Raw genomic sequence first — 15320 nt, 5'->3', positions numbered from 1 at the left:
ATGTCAAAAAAAACAAGAACCTTTAGCGATACTAAAAAAAACAAAGTCCACGAATTCTTTCGTAGACTTTGCTCAAGCCGTTCGGCTGAAATGCCGAGGACTGATTATTTTGTTTTACTGGCGTTCGCTTTACGCTCAGCACGCCCGATTCCGCGCTGTTCTTTGATTCGTTCGCGTTTTGCTGTTTCTTTCAGCTTATACTGGTGTTTCTTTTTATAACCTGGTTTGACACGTTTTTTCGCTTTTGCAGCTTCACCGGATAAACGGCTGTGAGCTGTTTTCGAAACCGCTGTCTTCATGTGTGGTTTTGCACGGCGTCGTTCTTTCACTTCGCTGACTTGACCACTCTTCACATCCACGTTGATGAATTCGATACCACGGTCCTCAAGACGGTTGATCGAACCGTTCTCATGATCTTCAAACAATGTGTAAGCCAATCCGTCCTGATCAACACGACCTGTCCGACCGACACGGTGAACATAGAAGTCGAGATCTTTCGGAATCCCGTGGTTGATGACGTGGGAAACACCTGAAATATCGATGCCGCGTGCAGCAAGATCCGTTACGATGACATACTGATATTTGGCTTCATTAATTTCCTTGATGGCTTGTTTCCGGCGACGGGCCGGCAAGTCACCATGAAGCGAACCGACATTGAGTCCCGCTTCAAGGAAGAGAGCTTCGAGTTCGATGGCTTCTGTTTTCGTATTCGTAAAGACAAGACAAATATACGGGTTGAGGGCTTTCGCCAGTTTCAACGTCAAATCAGAACGATCGCGGTGCTTGACCGGAACCGTATGGTGCACGATTTTTTTCGCTGTCTGTTGTTTTGGATCCACATGCGCATAACGTGGATTGTTCATGTATTTTTTCAAGAATGGTTGCAGTTTTTCAGGAATCGTTGCGGAGAATACCATCATCTGCAACTTCTCAGGAAGCGCTTGAGCAATCCGGTCGACTTCCGGTAGGAATCCCATGTCGAGCATTTGATCCGCTTCATCGATGATGTAATGTTTCACGAAATGCGGTTTCAATGCTTGTTCTTTAAAGAGATCCAAAATACGTCCAGGTGTTCCGATCACGATTTGCGGTGAGACTTTGACACGTCCGATTTGACGTTCGCGATCCATTCCACCTGTGATAAGACTTGTCTTGATGTAATCCGGTTGTTTGACGAGGATTGATTTCAATTCCTCATGAATCTGCCAAGCCAGTTCGCGCGTCGGCGCAACGATGATGGCTTGCATTTCTTGAAGTTCCGGATTGACATTTTGAACGATCGGCAAGAGGAACGATAACGTTTTTCCTGTCCCTGTCTGTGATTGTCCAATGATATCCCGCCCTTTGAGCGCTGCCGGAATAATCCGGGATTGAATATCGGTTGGTTTTTTAATACGTGCGTCTTCGAGTGCTTCGACGACGAACGGGTGCAAATCGAAATGGGTAAATCCATTCATATTTGTCACCATCCTTTCTCTTTCTTTAACAATTAAAGGCGAATCGTCCGCCTTCACCATCTATTTCTTCAGTTCAACATGGGTATTGGTCTACTACCGTCATACAAATATGAATACGTATAGAAACGATCGGGAATTTTTTTGTTTTTCGTATGAAGCTTCAACGCGCTGAAGGCAACTTTCATCATCTCTTCAGCGGACTGGACGACTGTCGCGTCCATCGATTTCATGTCAACAGCTTCTAATATAGCACGATTCCCATCGATTCCGACAACTATTTTTCCGGAAATCTTCGCTTTTTTCAATGCTTCGAGTACGCCCATCGCAATATCATCATTGTGACAGTAGACTGCATCGAACGGAATTCCGGAGTCAATCACCTGCCGCATGACACGTTCGGATGTCACCGGATCATAGTTTCCGCTGGCCGAATCGACAATCGAAAGCGTTGGCTCATTTTCGATTCCTTTTAAGAATCCCCGGTGCCGTTCGTTTGTCGTATAGACGTTTGCCGTACCCGTGATCTCGACGATGCGACCCGTTGACTGACCTGTACGCTTGATTAACTCATTCTTAATATAGGAAGCCAATTGTTCCCCAATCACTTGATTATTAGATGTAATCGAACTCACGACAGCATCTGAGTGAATCATACGGTCAATCGCAAATACAGGAATCCCTGCTTTTTTGGCTTCTTCGATGGCACTGCCGATATAGACATCATCCAGTGTCGTGATAAAGATGGCATCGACTTTCAGTTGAACGAATTCTAAAATCTGTTCGCGTTCACTGATGCGGGAATTTTGTGACGTCGCTACTAACGCTTCATATTTATTCGCTTTCGCTTCCGCTTTAAAGGCATTGATCAACCGTTGTGCAAATTCATGTTTGTCATTGACAATCGTAAACCCCACGACATTCCGTTTAGGACTTGTTTCCTTTTGGACAAACATGTTGGAAATGACGAGGACGGATGCAATCCAAATGATCAAAACAAACAACCAGGACTTGTTGAACCTCATGCCTACTCCTCCCGTCTTGGGAAAAAGAGTTGTACCGTCGTGCCGACACCGACTTTACTGTCGACTTCGATTCTTCCATTATGCTGACGGACAATTTGATTGGACATGAACAATCCCAACCCGTTGCCGTTGATTTTGGATGTGTTAAACGCCTGACCCAGCATTAAAATCTGATTTTCGTCCATTCCGACACCGTTATCTTGAACGATAAACACAAACTGATCCGGATAGACATGAAGGTGGACGTGACAAATTCCGTCCGACCCTTTCGAATCGACAGCGTCAAGCGCATTTCCGATACAATTCGACAGCACCTGCAACAGGCCATTTTCCGAAGCATACAACGACGGCATGTGTGCCGGTGTGTAAATCTTGCAGTCTGCTTCATAAGGATGTGATTTCGATTCGAGGATGAACGTTAACTTCTCCATCATTTTTTTCATGTCAATCTGTGCCATCGCCAGCGTTGTTTTATCATTTTTGGATAAATCAAGCATTGTCTGAATCAGCTGGTTGGCCCGGTCCAGTTCAGACAATGCAATCTGCATCATATCCGGATTATTTTGTTTTTCTTCTGACAGCAATTGCAACGCCATCTTAACCGGCGTCAATGGATTTCGGATTTCATGGGCAATCCCTGCCGCGAGTTGTCCGAGCGATGCCAGTTTTTCCTGATGTAAGATTACCTGTTGCTGACTCAACTGTTCGACCCGTGCATGTTCCATCCGTTGCGCATATTCATTGTAGGCGGTGACCAAGGTCTTGACTTCATTTGAGCCGGAACGTTCCAGGGTAATCGGTTGCGGCGTCGTACTTTTTTCGATTTTTTGAACAAGCTCCAGTAGCGGTGCCGTCAATTGCCGTGACATCAAATAACCGACGATCAGACTGAGCACCAGTGTAAGTGCTGCAATGACCAGATATTGTTGTCGTGTCGTATAGACAGGTTCGTAAAATACACTCCGCGGTGTCCGCACCAGTATTTTCCAATCGGTCACCTTCAAATCACGTGCAAAATAGTACATATCTTTATTTGTACTAAAGATTTCATACGGTTTGCTGCTTTTGAAAGCCCGATCGACAACACTTTGACTCAAGAGGCGTTCTTGATCGGTTACGAGGTTTTTCGAGGTTGCGAGCGGCTCACCTTGGCTGTTAAACAAATAGGCCATCGTATCATCATCAAACGATTCCAGTGAATTTCGAAAAACGACGGAATTCATCAGACTGAGCCCTCCACCAAATACACCGACCCGCTCATTGCCATTTCGAACCGAGACATACATATAGGTCAAAGAATCATTTGTTATATCATAACGTGGACTCATATGAAAATCCGTACTCGTCAAGGCTTGTATAAAAGAGTCATCGCGACGAATCTTCGAATCCGAAATACGACGATCTTCACTCGAAAACCAGGTGATCTTATCGGTTTTACGATCATAATAAAAGAAGCTTTTAAATCCGGTATCGATATCGAGCAAATTCGAATCCCGGATCGCCCGATCGAGATTACTCATATTTGTGACATTCAATTGAAGACTCATGATTTTTTCGTGTAAGTTCCCGACGCTGTCACGCAGCGCATTACTTGAGACTTCGACACTTTTTTCACTCTGTTTTTCTGTCTGCTGTTCGACTCGTGAAATCGTGACGCGGTCTGCTGTAAAGGCAAGTGCCGAGATGACAAGACAAATAAGAATGAACAAAACAGCCGTGATTTGGAAAAAATAGGACCGCATCATCTTTTTCGTCTCCATCTTTTCACCCCTTCCTCATTTCTAGACAACTCAATTAGTATATCATGATATTCTCTTTCGGCAGACTCCTCTATTTTCATTCAACTTGAATCAATGGTACACTCTAAATAATCATTCTTTCCATACAAAAGGAGAATTTAGACTATGCTTGTTAAAAAAATCAGTCCCCGTGGTTATTGTTACGGTGTTGTTGATGCGATGAAACTTGCTCAACAAGCTGCACTAAATGATAACTTACCACGACCAATCCATATCTTAGGCATGATTGTCCATAATGCACACGTCACACGCGAATTCGAACGGATGGGTGTCTTGACCGTAGATGGTCCTGACCGTTTAGAAGCACTCGAAACGATCAAAGAAGGAACCGTCATCTTTACAGCACACGGAATTTCGCCAGCAGTCTATGCCCGCGCAGCCGAGAAAAAATTGACTGTCGTCGATGCAACATGCCCAGACGTCACCCGGACACATGACTTGATCCGGACTGTTGTCGCTGATGACTATGAAGTCATCTATGTCGGTAAACACGGTCATCCGGAACCTGAAGGAGCCGTAGGTGTGGCACCAGAACACGTTCATTTGATCGAAAAAGTCGAAGACATCGAAGCGTTGCCTGCTCATCTCGCTAATAAAAAAATTATCGTCACGAATCAAACGACGATGAGCCAATGGGATGTCCAAGCGTTGATGGGGCATGTCCGCGAAAAATATCCGCATGTCGAAGTGCATAATGAAATTTGTAATGCGACGCAAGTCCGCCAGGAAGCTGTTGCAGAACAGGCTGGTGATTGCGACTTAGTCATCGTCGTCGGCGATCCACGTTCAAACAACTCGAACCGTCTGGCACAAGTTTCATTTGATATTGCCGCAACGCCGGCTCACCGGATTGGTGATTTAACGGAACTCGATCTATCATGGCTCGACGGTGTCAACCAGGTTGGTGTAACATCAGGTGCTTCAACGCCAACACCCATTACTAAAAAAGTCATCGACTTCTTACAACAGTATGATCCTGCTGATATCAGTACGCATGACAAGACGCCGTTCCTCGAATTGCGCCGTATCTTACCAAAAGTTAAAATACTTTAAAAAAATGATTCCTGACCGTACTCGACGGTCAGGAATCATTTTTTTAAAGAAATTGAAACGGATTTGTATTCGTCTCTGAGACAAACAAGTCGACACCTTTGATGTTCTGTTTTTCAAATCGTTCTGCTAATAGTTTGACGACACCCTGTTTCATGACCGACTCAACGTGATGTCCGGGATCAACTACGGCAAGTCCAAGTGCCATCGCATCATGTGCGATATGGAAATATAAATCACCTGTCACTAATACATCTGCTCCGGCAAAGGCTGCTGTCGAAACATACTTGTTCCCGTCTCCGCCTAATACAGCTACTTTTTGAATCAATCGGTTTTCATCACCGACAAACCGTAAGTTCTCAACCCTAAAGGCTGACCGGACCTGTTCGGCAAACATTTTTAAGGGAACGGCTTCTTTTAATCGGCCAATCCGCCCGAGACCAAGTGACGGCGATTCAATCTCTTGACGAATCACGTCGTACGCGACTTCTTCATACGGATGGGCTTTTATCATCGCCCGAATGATTTGTTTTTTGTTTAATTCCGTGACCATCGTTTCGATTCGCACTTCTTTAACATGCTCCAGTTGTCCAGGTTGTCCTACATACGGATTCGCTTCCGCCGTTGCTTTAAATTGCCCGATTCCCGTCATGTGGAACTGACAGTCACTGTATGCTCCAATATGCCCCGCTCCTGCTTTCCCTAACGCTTCCGAGACCTGTTGCACGGCAGATTCCGGAACGAAGACAACGAGTTTATACAGTGTGTTTTCGAAAGACGGCACCAGAACCTTTGTATCCGTGATGCCTAATGCCGTTGCCATCAAGTCATTGACACCGCCTTCCGCGACATCTAAGTTCGTGTGGGCGGCATAGACGGCAATATCATGTTTGATACATTTCATGACAATACGTCCCGCAGCCGATTGATCCGTCACTTTTGGAAGTTTGCTGAAAATCGGCGGATGGTGGGCGATGATTAAATCGATTCGTTTTTCAATTGCCTCATCCACGACAGACTCCAATACATCTAATGTGACAAGGACCCGTTTGACTTCTTTATTGAGTGTCCCGATTTGCAAGCCGATCGGATCTCCTTCAAAGGCAAATTTTTTCGGCGCAAATGTCTCAAACTGCTCGATGACTTGTTGACCGTTTGCCATCAGTTCGTCACCTCTTCCATTTTTTGAATCAACCGTTCGATGTTCGCGATTTTTCCCTGCAAGACATCCGAATCGTTCCCGCGCTGCATTTGTTCCAGGATATATTGTCGTTTTTGTTTTTCAGTCTGCCATTTTTCAATGAATGCCGGTGCCTTTTCCCGTGTCAATTGCGGACCAAAATACAATTCCCACTCTCGTTGTTCGACATCATCGGAATATAATGATTCTTCTCCTTTTTCCGCAACAAGAATTTCATAAATCTTCTCATTTTCTTTGACAATCGCTTCTGATAATAAGGCATAGCCGTTAGCGAGCAGCCACTTCCGCACATCAACGGCATCGACGTTTGGTTGTAAAATCAATCTTTCTTCTCCGGATAAGTGATTTTTGCCTTCTTCTAAAATCGAAGCAATCAACGTTCCGCCCATTCCGGCAATCGTTACTGCCGTCACTTCACCCGGTGTTAAGACAGTCAGGCCACTCCCGAGCCGGACATCGACTTTATCTTCTAATTGAACAAGCGCAACCTGTCCTTGTGCCGCTTCCATTGGTCCCACGTTGACTTCACCGGCAATCGCGCGTTCAATCAAGTTTTGCTGGATACAGTAACAAGGCACAAAAGCGTGATCGGATCCGATATCTGCGAGTACGGCTCCTTGTGGAATATAAGACACGACTTTTTGTAGGCGTTGATCAAGTATGACGTTCGTTTGCATGTATTTCATCCTTCCTGATTCATGTTCTCATTTAAAAATAGCGGACTTGGCGTAAAAAAGAAACAGTCGTTTCCCTAAAATTCATCACAAAAAAACATCCATCTCGGAGAAGAGACGGATGTTGATTGACTTATTTCTTTGCAGCGAGCCATTTTGCTAAAGCAGCGGCTTCTTCGTCATTCGCAAGACCGCCAGGCATTTGCCCTTTACCGTTCATAGCGATTTCTTTAATTTCTTCTTCTTTCAGCTTCGCGCCGATCTTTGTTAAGTTCGGACCGACTCCACCTTCAAGATTTCCACCGTGGCATCCTGTACATCCTTTAGATGCAAACAGATCTTCCGGCTTCATTTCAGCTGTTGATGGACCTTTTTCTGCTTGTTTGACCTGATCGACCCCAAAGTATGACAATGAAATCATGGCGATGATGGCGATGATCGCAATCGATGCGAACGGTACTAACGGATTACGCATTTGGATTCCCCCCCATATTCTCTACCCAACCAAGTTGGTGACTGAATGGTATTCCCCGTTACTATTCTACTGTAAAAAAAACAGAGAAGGAAGAAAAAAACAAAACTTTTTCTCCCTTCTCACTAAAATTTCATATTTTCTTCACACTTTGAATTAATCGAGGAAATCTTTTAGACGTTTTGAACGACTTGGATGACGTAGTTTCCGTAACGCTTTCGCCTCAATCTGACGAATCCGTTCACGTGTGACACCAAATACTTTCCCGACTTCTTCAAGTGTGCGTGTCCGACCGTCGTCTAGACCAAAACGAAGACGTAACACATTTTCTTCGCGGTCCGTCAACGTATCGAGGACATCTTCGAGCTGTTCTTTCAATAACTCGTAGGCCGCTGCATCTTGAGGGGCTGTCGCATCCTGGTCTTCAATGAAGTCTCCGAGATGTGAATCGTCCTCTTCCCCGATCGGTGTTTCCAGCGATACCGGTTCTTGTGCAATCTTCAGAATCTCACGTACTTTTTCCGGTGTGATTTCCATTTCTTTCGAAATTTCTTCCGGAGTCGGTTCACGTCCTAAATCCTGAAGTAATTGACGTTGGACACGGATCAATTTATTGATCGTTTCGACCATATGAACCGGAATCCGGATCGTCCGTGCCTGATCGGCAATTGCACGTGTGATGGCCTGACGAATCCACCAGGTAGCGTAAGTCGAGAATTTATATCCTTTTGTATAGTCAAACTTTTCAACCGCTTTGATGAGTCCCATGTTTCCTTCTTGAATCAAATCAAGGAACAGCATGCCGCGACCGACGTAACGCTTCGCAATCGAAACGACCAAACGTAAGTTAGCTTCCGCTAAACGTTTCTTAGCTTCTTCGTCGTTCTGCTCAATTCGTTTCGCGAGTTCGACTTCATCTTCGGCGTTCAATAGATCGACACGCCCGATTTCTTTCAAGTACATCCGGACAGGGTCATTGATTTTAACGCCCGGCGGGACCGAAAGATCGTTTAAATCCGCTTCTTCCTTGTCGTCACCCGTCCCATCGTTATTGACCTTGATGCCTTCTGTTTCGAGCAGTTGAAGGAATTCTTCGAATTGTTGCGCATCCATCGATTCAAACGAACTGAGTTTATCCTCGATTTTTTGATGCGATAGTTCACCATTCTTGTGTCCGAGCGCGATTAGTTCATCCTTCGCGAGACGGAGTATTTCCGCTTCTGATCTTGCTTTTTCTGCCATCGAACCATACACTCCTTCCACATCATGCAGCAGGTCATCGATCTTTCAAACGTCGTTTCCGTTCGATGATCGCCTGCATTAGCTCCGCTTGAGCACGGATATCTGTTTGTTGACTCAACTGCGACTTTTCCTCGTCCAGCGTCCGTCGTTGCCGTTCGTTTTGAACGGCACGAATATAATGACTCAATAAATCCGGATCATATTCCGGCATTAACATAAACTCCAGATCCGCTACGATTCGCTGAAGCGATGCATCGTGGAGCATCGTCAGAAAACGATCAGGATCCGCTGGGGTGTTTGTTCCGTAAAATTCATATAGTTTCCCTGCAATCAGTTGATGGGCTGGATCGTTAAACGCCACACCAAGCTGATCACGTACCTCAAGACCTACTTCCTCTGAACGGATCATATAAGCGAGAAGAAAACGTTCGGCTCGTTTCCAATTCGAGAAAGTACGGTCCTGAGGAGAAGAGGTTACGACTTGTGTCTCCTGCCGTCGCTCTTGTTTCGGTTTAGCCTGTTGCGGTTGCAACGGCTTAACTTGCGACAACAGTGATTCTTTCGACAAGTGGAACTCTTCAGCCAGTTTCCCTAAATAGATATCGCGTAACAATGGATTGGCCGTTCGACCAATCTCCTCAAGCATAGTTTCAATATAACGGACCCGTTCTCCTTCTAATCGAAGGTTTTTTCCTTGCCGAAAATAAAAAGATTTGAATTCAAGGCTTGAAATCCGTTCCTGCTCGATTAAACGAAGAAAGGTCTCTTCCGACTGTGTACCGATAAAAGAATCGGGATCTTCTCCATCCGGAAGACGAATCACAGAACAATCGACCGCAACATCCTCCAATAAACGTAATGCTTTAAGGGTCGCGGCACGTCCCGCTTTGTCTCCGTCATAACAAACTATGACTTCATCGACGATTCTACCTAAATTTTGAGCATGGACGGGAGTCAGTGCCGTTCCAAGAGAAGCTACCGTATAGGGTATACCCGCTTGAGCGACACGTACAACATCCAAATTCCCTTCGACAAGTAAAACCTGCTTATTTTTCCGCATGGCACCACGTGCCTGGGCAAAACCAAACAACAATTCGCTTTTGTTAAAAAGAGGGGTTTCCGCTGTATTCACATATTTCGGGTCTCTTCCGTCAATGGAGCGACCACTGAATCCAACAATCGTGCCATCACGATCTGAAATTGGAAATACGACCCGTCCATTAAATCGATCGCGATAATCGCCATCTCTGCCTATTGAAATCAGGCCTGCTTCTACCATCTCATCCAAATCAAAGTTACGCCGTGCCAATGAATCTACCGTAAACCGGTCCTGGTCCGGTGCGTATCCCAACTTAAATTCCCGCATCGCCGGTTCCTGGATGCCCCGTTGCTCGAGGTATTCTCTTCCGGCGTCACCGGCAGCTGTCTGCAACATGACTTCATGGTATAAATCCGCTACAATCCGGTGCGCTTCCCGCATCCGATATTTCTTTTCTTGATCGGGTGTGGACTCCGTTTGATCAGACCGTTCAAATTCTGGTAATTTGATGTCTGTTCGATCCGCCAGCTTGACGACAGCTTCCGGAAAACTCATCCCTTCCGTCTCCATGACAAAAGTAATCGCGTTTCCCCCTGCCCCGCATCCAAAGCAGTAATACATGCCTTTATCAGGAGAAACAGAAAAAGAAGGGGATTTTTCAGAGTGAAAAGGACATAACCCTGAATAACGATTCCCTTGTTTTTTTAATTCTACACGTTCTGATATCAATTCAACGATATCCGTTGCTTGTCGGACTTGGTCAACCAATTCGTCAGGAAGCCGTTTCAATTGGTCACCTCTCCTTTCGAACGTTTATATACATATACCCGCAATGAAACGGAACGAATACTCGTTCCGTTTCATTAGAAAATTTGCATCATCTCATTAAGCAGCTAGATTAGTATACTACGTGAAAGCATACTTTACTAGTCATGTGATTTGCCGGAAATCCCTGTCAAGATGAGATTGGCCGTTTCCTCGACCGCTTTATTTGTCACATCGATGACTTGGCAACCAATCCGGTCATACAGATTTTTTGCATAATCGAGTTCACGATTGATTCGATCCATCTGTGCATAAGCGGCTTCCGGTTTCAGTCCAAGCGAACGGAGACGTTCCATCCGGATGTCAATCAGCTTCTCGGGAGAAATCAATAATCCAAAACATTTTTCTTTCGGGATATCAAACAGTTCTTCCGGTGGAATCGATTCCGGGACGAGCGGTACATTCGCAACTTTGTAACGTTTTAACGCCAAGTATTGAGACAACGGCGTCTTCGAGGTACGTGATACACCAATCAATACGATATCCGCCCGTTTGATACCGCGCGGATCGCGACCGTCATCATATTTCACGGCAAATTCAACGGCTTCGATTTTCCGGAAATATTCTTCGTCCAGCCGGTAAATCAGTCCCGGTTCTTCTTTCGGCTGCATCCCAAGACGTCCCTCCATTGTATCCAGTAACGGACCCAACAGATCAATCGCCTTGACTTCGTGTGCATGTGCCGTTTCAGCAAGAAGCCGGCGATGGGTGGCATGAACGATGGTATAGACGATTGTCGCCTGCTCTTCTTTTGCGTGTAACACTAAATCATAAATGACTTGATCGTCATCGACGAATGGAATCCGGACTGTTTCAATCGCTTGTTCCGGAAACTGAATCGCTGCTGCCCGCACGACCAATTCACATGTTTCACCAACCGAGTCACTTACTACATAAATACGTTGTCTCATCTGCGAACCCCCCTATTAAAGTTCTTCATCTCGTGCCAGCGCGACCAACACTTTTGTCATGTTCGTCTTCGTCATGCGTCCGACGACTTTTAAGATTCCGTCCACCTGCTCGACGACCGGCATGGAATCGATCTGTTTTTCGATGAGTTTCATTCCTGCTCCGATCAATGTCTCTGATTTCTCACAAACCGTCAGATTCGGCATCCGTGTCATGATGATGTTGACCGGTAACGAGTCCAGTTCCTGATTTCCGATTGCTGCCCGTAAAAAGTCTTTCCGCGACAAGACACCGACTAACGCATGGTCTTTGCCGACAACGAACAGCGAACCGACGTCTTCGAGGAACAGATGAACGATCGCATCGTAAACCGTCATTCCTTCATGAATCACTTTCGCAGAAGACATGAATTCGCCAACGGTCAACGTATCCAGTTTTTCATGCAACATGGAGGTATTCTTTTTACCGACATACATATAACCAACGCGGGGACGTGCTTCCAGCATGCCGGTCATCGTCAAAATCGATAAGTCCGGACGTAAGGTCGCCCGCGTCAAGGAGAGTTCAGATGCAATCTGCTCTCCTGTGATCGGACCGTTTTCTTTAACGATTTGGAGTATTTTTTTCTGCCGTTCATTTAACTTCATCGGCTCATCCGTCCTTTATTCACACTAAAGTGAGTGCATTGAATCGTGCGACTTGTTCGATCGCCGTCGCAAACCGCTTCATCTCGCTAAGACGATTCGTCCGAACTGCGTTGTCATCCGCCATGATCATCGTTCCATCAAAATAAGCAGTAATGGCCGGAACACTCGATTCGAGCACTTGAATCGCTTCGTTATAGTCAGAGGCTTGAACTGCTGCTTCGACTTTTGGAATCAGTTGCTCGATTTGTTCATGCAAGGCACGTTCTGCTTCATTTTCAAAGAGCGCTGGATTTACCGCCACAACCGTCTCTGCTTTTTTCGAGATGTTCAAGACACGGCTGAGTTGCTCCACTGTCTTCTTAAAGGTTGGTTGTTGTGTGGCCTGTTCAAGCATCGCTGCCCGTTTTTCATTTGCTTCGACTGTTAGCTTCGGCTCAAGTGCCGCTTCGATGACATCATGACGATATCCTTTTTCCGATAAGCGGAACTTTAGACGCTGATTGAAGAAGTCTTCCATTGCTGCTTTAACTGTTTCTGCATCCGCTTGATAAAGACCTGCTTTTAATTGAGAAGACACGACGAAATCGATTAGCTCTGACAACGTCATCTCAATCTGACGGTCTGAAAGAATCTGAACGATTCCTTGAGCTTGGCGTCGTAACGCATATGGATCAGCCGAACCGCTCGGAATCATACCAACACCGAAGAATCCAGCCACGCTGTCCATCTTGTCAAGAACAGCTAATACCGTACCGGTTGGTGTGCCTGGACTTTCATCCCCGGCAAAACGTGGCAAGTAATGTTCCCGGATCGCTGCTGCGACTTCAGCGTCTTCCCCTTTCATGTTGGCGTAACGTTCACCCATCATACCTTGCAGTTCTGTGAATTCATACACCATCTGGCTCACAAGATCGAACTTATAAATCGTTCCGGCACGTTCGACTTTCGCTTTATCCGCATTGAATCGTTCCGCCAACTGCAGCGCCATCCCGCGCACACGACGGACTTTTTCACCTGTCGTTCCAAGTTTTTCATGGAAGACGATTTTATCAAGTCGCGCTGCTTGGGCATCGATGTCCGCTTTTTTATCTTCTTCATAGAAGAACTGTGCATCGGCAAGACGTGCCCGAATGACTTTTTCGTTTCCGCGGGCTACGTTCTCGAGATGCATCGCATTCCCGTTACGGACAGTGACGAAGTAGTGCAGCAACGTTCCGTCTTTTTTAACCGGGAAATAGCGTTGGTGTTCCTTCATCGTCGTGATCAGTACTTCTTCCGGCAATTCGAGGTACGCTTCGTCAAATGCTCCGAATAACGCAGTCGGATATTCGACCAGATTCGTGACTTCCTCAAGTAGCGTCGGATCAATCGGCACTTCAAAACCTTCTTGTGTGCTGAGTTTTTGAATTTGTTCCTCAATCAACCGGCGACGCTGTTCGTAACTGACAATGACATGTTCTCCGGCAAGTGCCTCAACATAGGCATTCGGTCGTAAAATCGTAATGTCCTGTCCAAGGAAACGGTGTCCGCGTGTCGTCCGCCCAGTCGCAACATTTGCCACCTCAAACGGAATCACTTGATCATCCAGTAAAGCAATCATCCAACGAATCGGACGCATGTAGCGTAATGACTGCGTGCTCCAACGCATATTTTTCGGGAACGACATCGCTTCAACGATTTGTTTGAGTCCCGGTAAAAGTGTTGCTGTTTCTTGCCCTGATTCTTTGCGCGTCGCAAAGATGTATTCGATCCCCTTCTCTTCTTGAAGGAACAGATCATCCGTCGTCAAACCTTTACCGCGTGCAAATCCTTGGGCGGCTTTTGTCCAGTTGCCGTCCGCGTCCACTGCAATCCGTTTCGCCGGTCCTTTAAGCGTCTCTTCCAAGTCAGTCTGACGTTCCGACATTCCGGTTACGAGAACGGCCAAGCGACGTGGCGTCGAAAATGATTCAATCGCGTCGAACGTGATACGTGCTTCATTTAAGAATGTCGTCACACGTTCTTTTAATTGTGTCTCCGATTGTAAGACAAAACGGGCAGGCATTTCTTCAAGACCGATTTCAAGTAATAACTCATGCATGCGATTCACCAGCTTTCGATTTAATCAATGGGAAACCTAAACGTTCCCGTTCTTCGATGAAACTTTGGGCACAGCGGCGCGACATGTTTCGGACACGGTGAATAAAGCCCGTTCGTTCCGTGACGGAAATCGCCCCTTTGGCATCCAGCAGGTTAAACGTATGTGAACATTTCAAGATATAGTCATAGGCCGGGAAGACGAGGTTCTCATCGAGTGCCCGGTTGGCTTCTTTTTCGTATTGATCGAACAATGTGAACAAGAGATTGACATCAGATGTCTCAAACGTATACTTCGAGTGTTCGAACTCCGGCTGGTAGAAGATATCGCCGTATTTGAAGCCGTCTGTCCAGACCAAATCAAAGACACTTTCGACATCTTGGATGTATGATGCGAGTCGTTCGATTCCGTACGTGATTTCAACTGCGATCGGATTACATTCAATCCCGCCGACTTGTTGGAAGTACGTGAACTGCGTGATTTCCATCCCATTCAACCAGACTTCCCATCCGAGTCCGGCGGCACCAAATGTCGGGTTTTCCCAGTTATCTTCGACGAAACGAATGTCATGTTCAAGCGGATTGATGCCGAGCAATTCAAGACTTTGTAAGTACAGTTCCTGAATGTTGTCCGGTGACGGTTTCATGATGACTTGGAACTGATGATGTTGATACAAGCGGTTCGGGTTTTCGCCGTAGCGTCCGTCCGCTGGTCGGCGTGATGGTTCTGTATAACAAACGTTCCAGGGTTCTGGTCCAAGACTTCGTAAAAACGTCATCGGATTCATTGTTCCGGCGCCTTTTTCCACGTCATAGGCTTGCATCGTCAAGCACCCTTGTTCAGCCCAAAATTTTTGCAGTGTTAAGATCATTTCCTGTACTGTCATCTTCAAGACTTCCACCTCCA

At 46.0% G+C, this 15320-nt stretch carries 13 protein-coding genes; 1 reads left to right on the top strand and 12 read right to left on the bottom strand.

Features of this window, described 5'->3' with window-relative positions:
• Positions 1 to 104: 104 nt before the first annotated feature.
• The 3 genes from ACP26N_RS04510 to ACP26N_RS04500 form a co-directional block, all read right to left on the bottom strand.
• Positions 105 to 1457 carry a DEAD/DEAH box helicase gene (locus ACP26N_RS04510; protein ID WP_026828969.1) on the bottom strand — a complete coding sequence of 451 codons (1353 nt, stop codon included), beginning with the start codon at positions 1455 to 1457 and terminating at the stop codon, positions 105 to 107.
• 68 nt (positions 1458 to 1525) lie between these two features.
• Positions 1526 to 2479 (bottom strand): sugar ABC transporter substrate-binding protein, encoded by a 954-nt coding sequence (locus ACP26N_RS04505; protein ID WP_188005240.1) that lies wholly within the window; start codon positions 2477 to 2479, stop codon positions 1526 to 1528.
• A 2-nt stretch (positions 2480 to 2481) separates the two neighbouring features.
• Positions 2482 to 4239, bottom strand: coding sequence for a sensor histidine kinase (locus ACP26N_RS04500; RefSeq protein ID WP_131973201.1), 1758 nt, complete (start codon positions 4237 to 4239; stop codon positions 2482 to 2484).
• A 144-nt stretch (positions 4240 to 4383) separates the two neighbouring features.
• Between ACP26N_RS04500 and ACP26N_RS04495 the strand changes: the two genes are divergently transcribed.
• The gene (locus tag ACP26N_RS04495) at positions 4384 to 5331 is read left to right on the top strand and encodes a 4-hydroxy-3-methylbut-2-enyl diphosphate reductase (RefSeq protein WP_114596400.1); all 948 of its coding nucleotides are present in this window, start codon (positions 4384 to 4386) and stop codon (positions 5329 to 5331) included.
• Positions 5332 to 5374: 43 nt separating this feature from the next.
• On the opposite strand, the gene ACP26N_RS04490 is transcribed toward ACP26N_RS04495, so the two are convergent.
• From ACP26N_RS04490 to glyQ, 9 genes are all read right to left on the bottom strand, one after another.
• Entirely contained in the window at positions 5375 to 6490 is a 1116-nt protein-coding gene (locus ACP26N_RS04490; protein ID WP_426354874.1) for a Nif3-like dinuclear metal center hexameric protein, read from the bottom strand.
• Entirely contained in the window at positions 6490 to 7206 is a 717-nt protein-coding gene (locus tag ACP26N_RS04485) for a tRNA (adenine(22)-N(1))-methyltransferase (RefSeq protein WP_131503961.1), read from the bottom strand. The genes ACP26N_RS04490 and ACP26N_RS04485 overlap by 1 nt, the downstream gene beginning before the upstream one ends.
• Positions 7207 to 7336: 130 nt before the next feature.
• Positions 7337 to 7678 (bottom strand): cytochrome c550, encoded by a 342-nt coding sequence (gene cccA / locus ACP26N_RS04480; RefSeq protein WP_026828975.1) that lies wholly within the window; start codon positions 7676 to 7678, stop codon positions 7337 to 7339.
• Positions 7679 to 7831: 153 nt separating this feature from the next.
• Positions 7832 to 8917 (bottom strand): RNA polymerase sigma factor RpoD, encoded by a 1086-nt coding sequence (rpoD, locus tag ACP26N_RS04475; RefSeq protein ID WP_012369736.1) that lies wholly within the window; start codon positions 8915 to 8917, stop codon positions 7832 to 7834.
• Positions 8918 to 8951: 34 nt separating this feature from the next.
• A complete protein-coding gene (gene dnaG, locus ACP26N_RS04470; protein ID WP_131503960.1) occupies positions 8952 to 10745 on the bottom strand; it encodes a DNA primase in 1794 nt (597 codons plus the stop codon).
• Positions 10746 to 10882: 137 nt separating this feature from the next.
• Positions 10883 to 11692 (bottom strand): pyruvate, water dikinase regulatory protein, encoded by an 810-nt coding sequence (locus tag ACP26N_RS04465; protein ID WP_026828977.1) that lies wholly within the window; start codon positions 11690 to 11692, stop codon positions 10883 to 10885.
• 15 nt (positions 11693 to 11707) lie between these two features.
• Positions 11708 to 12337 (bottom strand): helix-turn-helix transcriptional regulator, encoded by a 630-nt coding sequence (locus ACP26N_RS04460; protein ID WP_026828978.1) that lies wholly within the window; start codon positions 12335 to 12337, stop codon positions 11708 to 11710.
• A gap of 19 nt (positions 12338 to 12356) precedes the next feature.
• Positions 12357 to 14417, bottom strand: coding sequence for a glycine--tRNA ligase subunit beta (gene glyS / locus ACP26N_RS04455; protein ID WP_131973204.1), 2061 nt, complete (start codon positions 14415 to 14417; stop codon positions 12357 to 12359).
• Positions 14410 to 15300 (bottom strand): glycine--tRNA ligase subunit alpha, encoded by an 891-nt coding sequence (gene glyQ / locus ACP26N_RS04450; RefSeq protein WP_131973283.1) that lies wholly within the window; start codon positions 15298 to 15300, stop codon positions 14410 to 14412. The genes glyS and glyQ overlap by 8 nt, the downstream gene beginning before the upstream one ends.
• Between the last annotated feature and the right edge of the window lie 20 nt (positions 15301 to 15320).

The sequence above is a fragment of the Exiguobacterium sp. R-39 genome (assembly GCF_049942815.1).
Lineage (GTDB): Bacteria > Bacillota > Bacilli > Exiguobacteriales > Exiguobacteriaceae > Exiguobacterium_A.
Note: the sequence above shows the minus strand (reverse complement) of the source record. Positions and strands in the feature narration are given on the sequence as shown.

Coding starts and splice junctions, on each gene's coding strand:
- ACP26N_RS04500 (WP_131973201.1), bottom strand. CDS start 4,239: ATGGAGACGAAAAAGATGATGCGGTCCTATTTTTTCCAAATCACGGCT.
- glyS (WP_131973204.1), bottom strand. CDS start 14,417: ATGCATGAGTTATTACTTGAAATCGGTCTTGAAGAAATGCCTGCCCGT.
- ACP26N_RS04485 (WP_131503961.1), bottom strand. CDS start 7,206: ATGCAAACGAACGTCATACTTGATCAACGCCTACAAAAAGTCGTGTCT.
- ACP26N_RS04490 (WP_426354874.1), bottom strand. CDS start 6,490: ATGGCAAACGGTCAACAAGTCATCGAGCAGTTTGAGACATTTGCGCCG.
- ACP26N_RS04460 (WP_026828978.1), bottom strand. CDS start 12,337: ATGAAGTTAAATGAACGGCAGAAAAAAATACTCCAAATCGTTAAAGAA.
- glyQ (WP_131973283.1), bottom strand. CDS start 15,300: ATGACAGTACAGGAAATGATCTTAACACTGCAAAAATTTTGGGCTGAA.
- cccA (WP_026828975.1), bottom strand. CDS start 7,678: ATGCGTAATCCGTTAGTACCGTTCGCATCGATTGCGATCATCGCCATC.
- ACP26N_RS04495 (WP_114596400.1), top strand. CDS start 4,384: ATGCTTGTTAAAAAAATCAGTCCCCGTGGTTATTGTTACGGTGTTGTT.
- ACP26N_RS04465 (WP_026828977.1), bottom strand. CDS start 11,692: ATGAGACAACGTATTTATGTAGTAAGTGACTCGGTTGGTGAAACATGT.
- ACP26N_RS04505 (WP_188005240.1), bottom strand. CDS start 2,479: ATGAGGTTCAACAAGTCCTGGTTGTTTGTTTTGATCATTTGGATTGCA.
- rpoD (WP_012369736.1), bottom strand. CDS start 8,917: ATGGCAGAAAAAGCAAGATCAGAAGCGGAAATACTCCGTCTCGCGAAG.
- ACP26N_RS04510 (WP_026828969.1), bottom strand. CDS start 1,457: ATGAATGGATTTACCCATTTCGATTTGCACCCGTTCGTCGTCGAAGCA.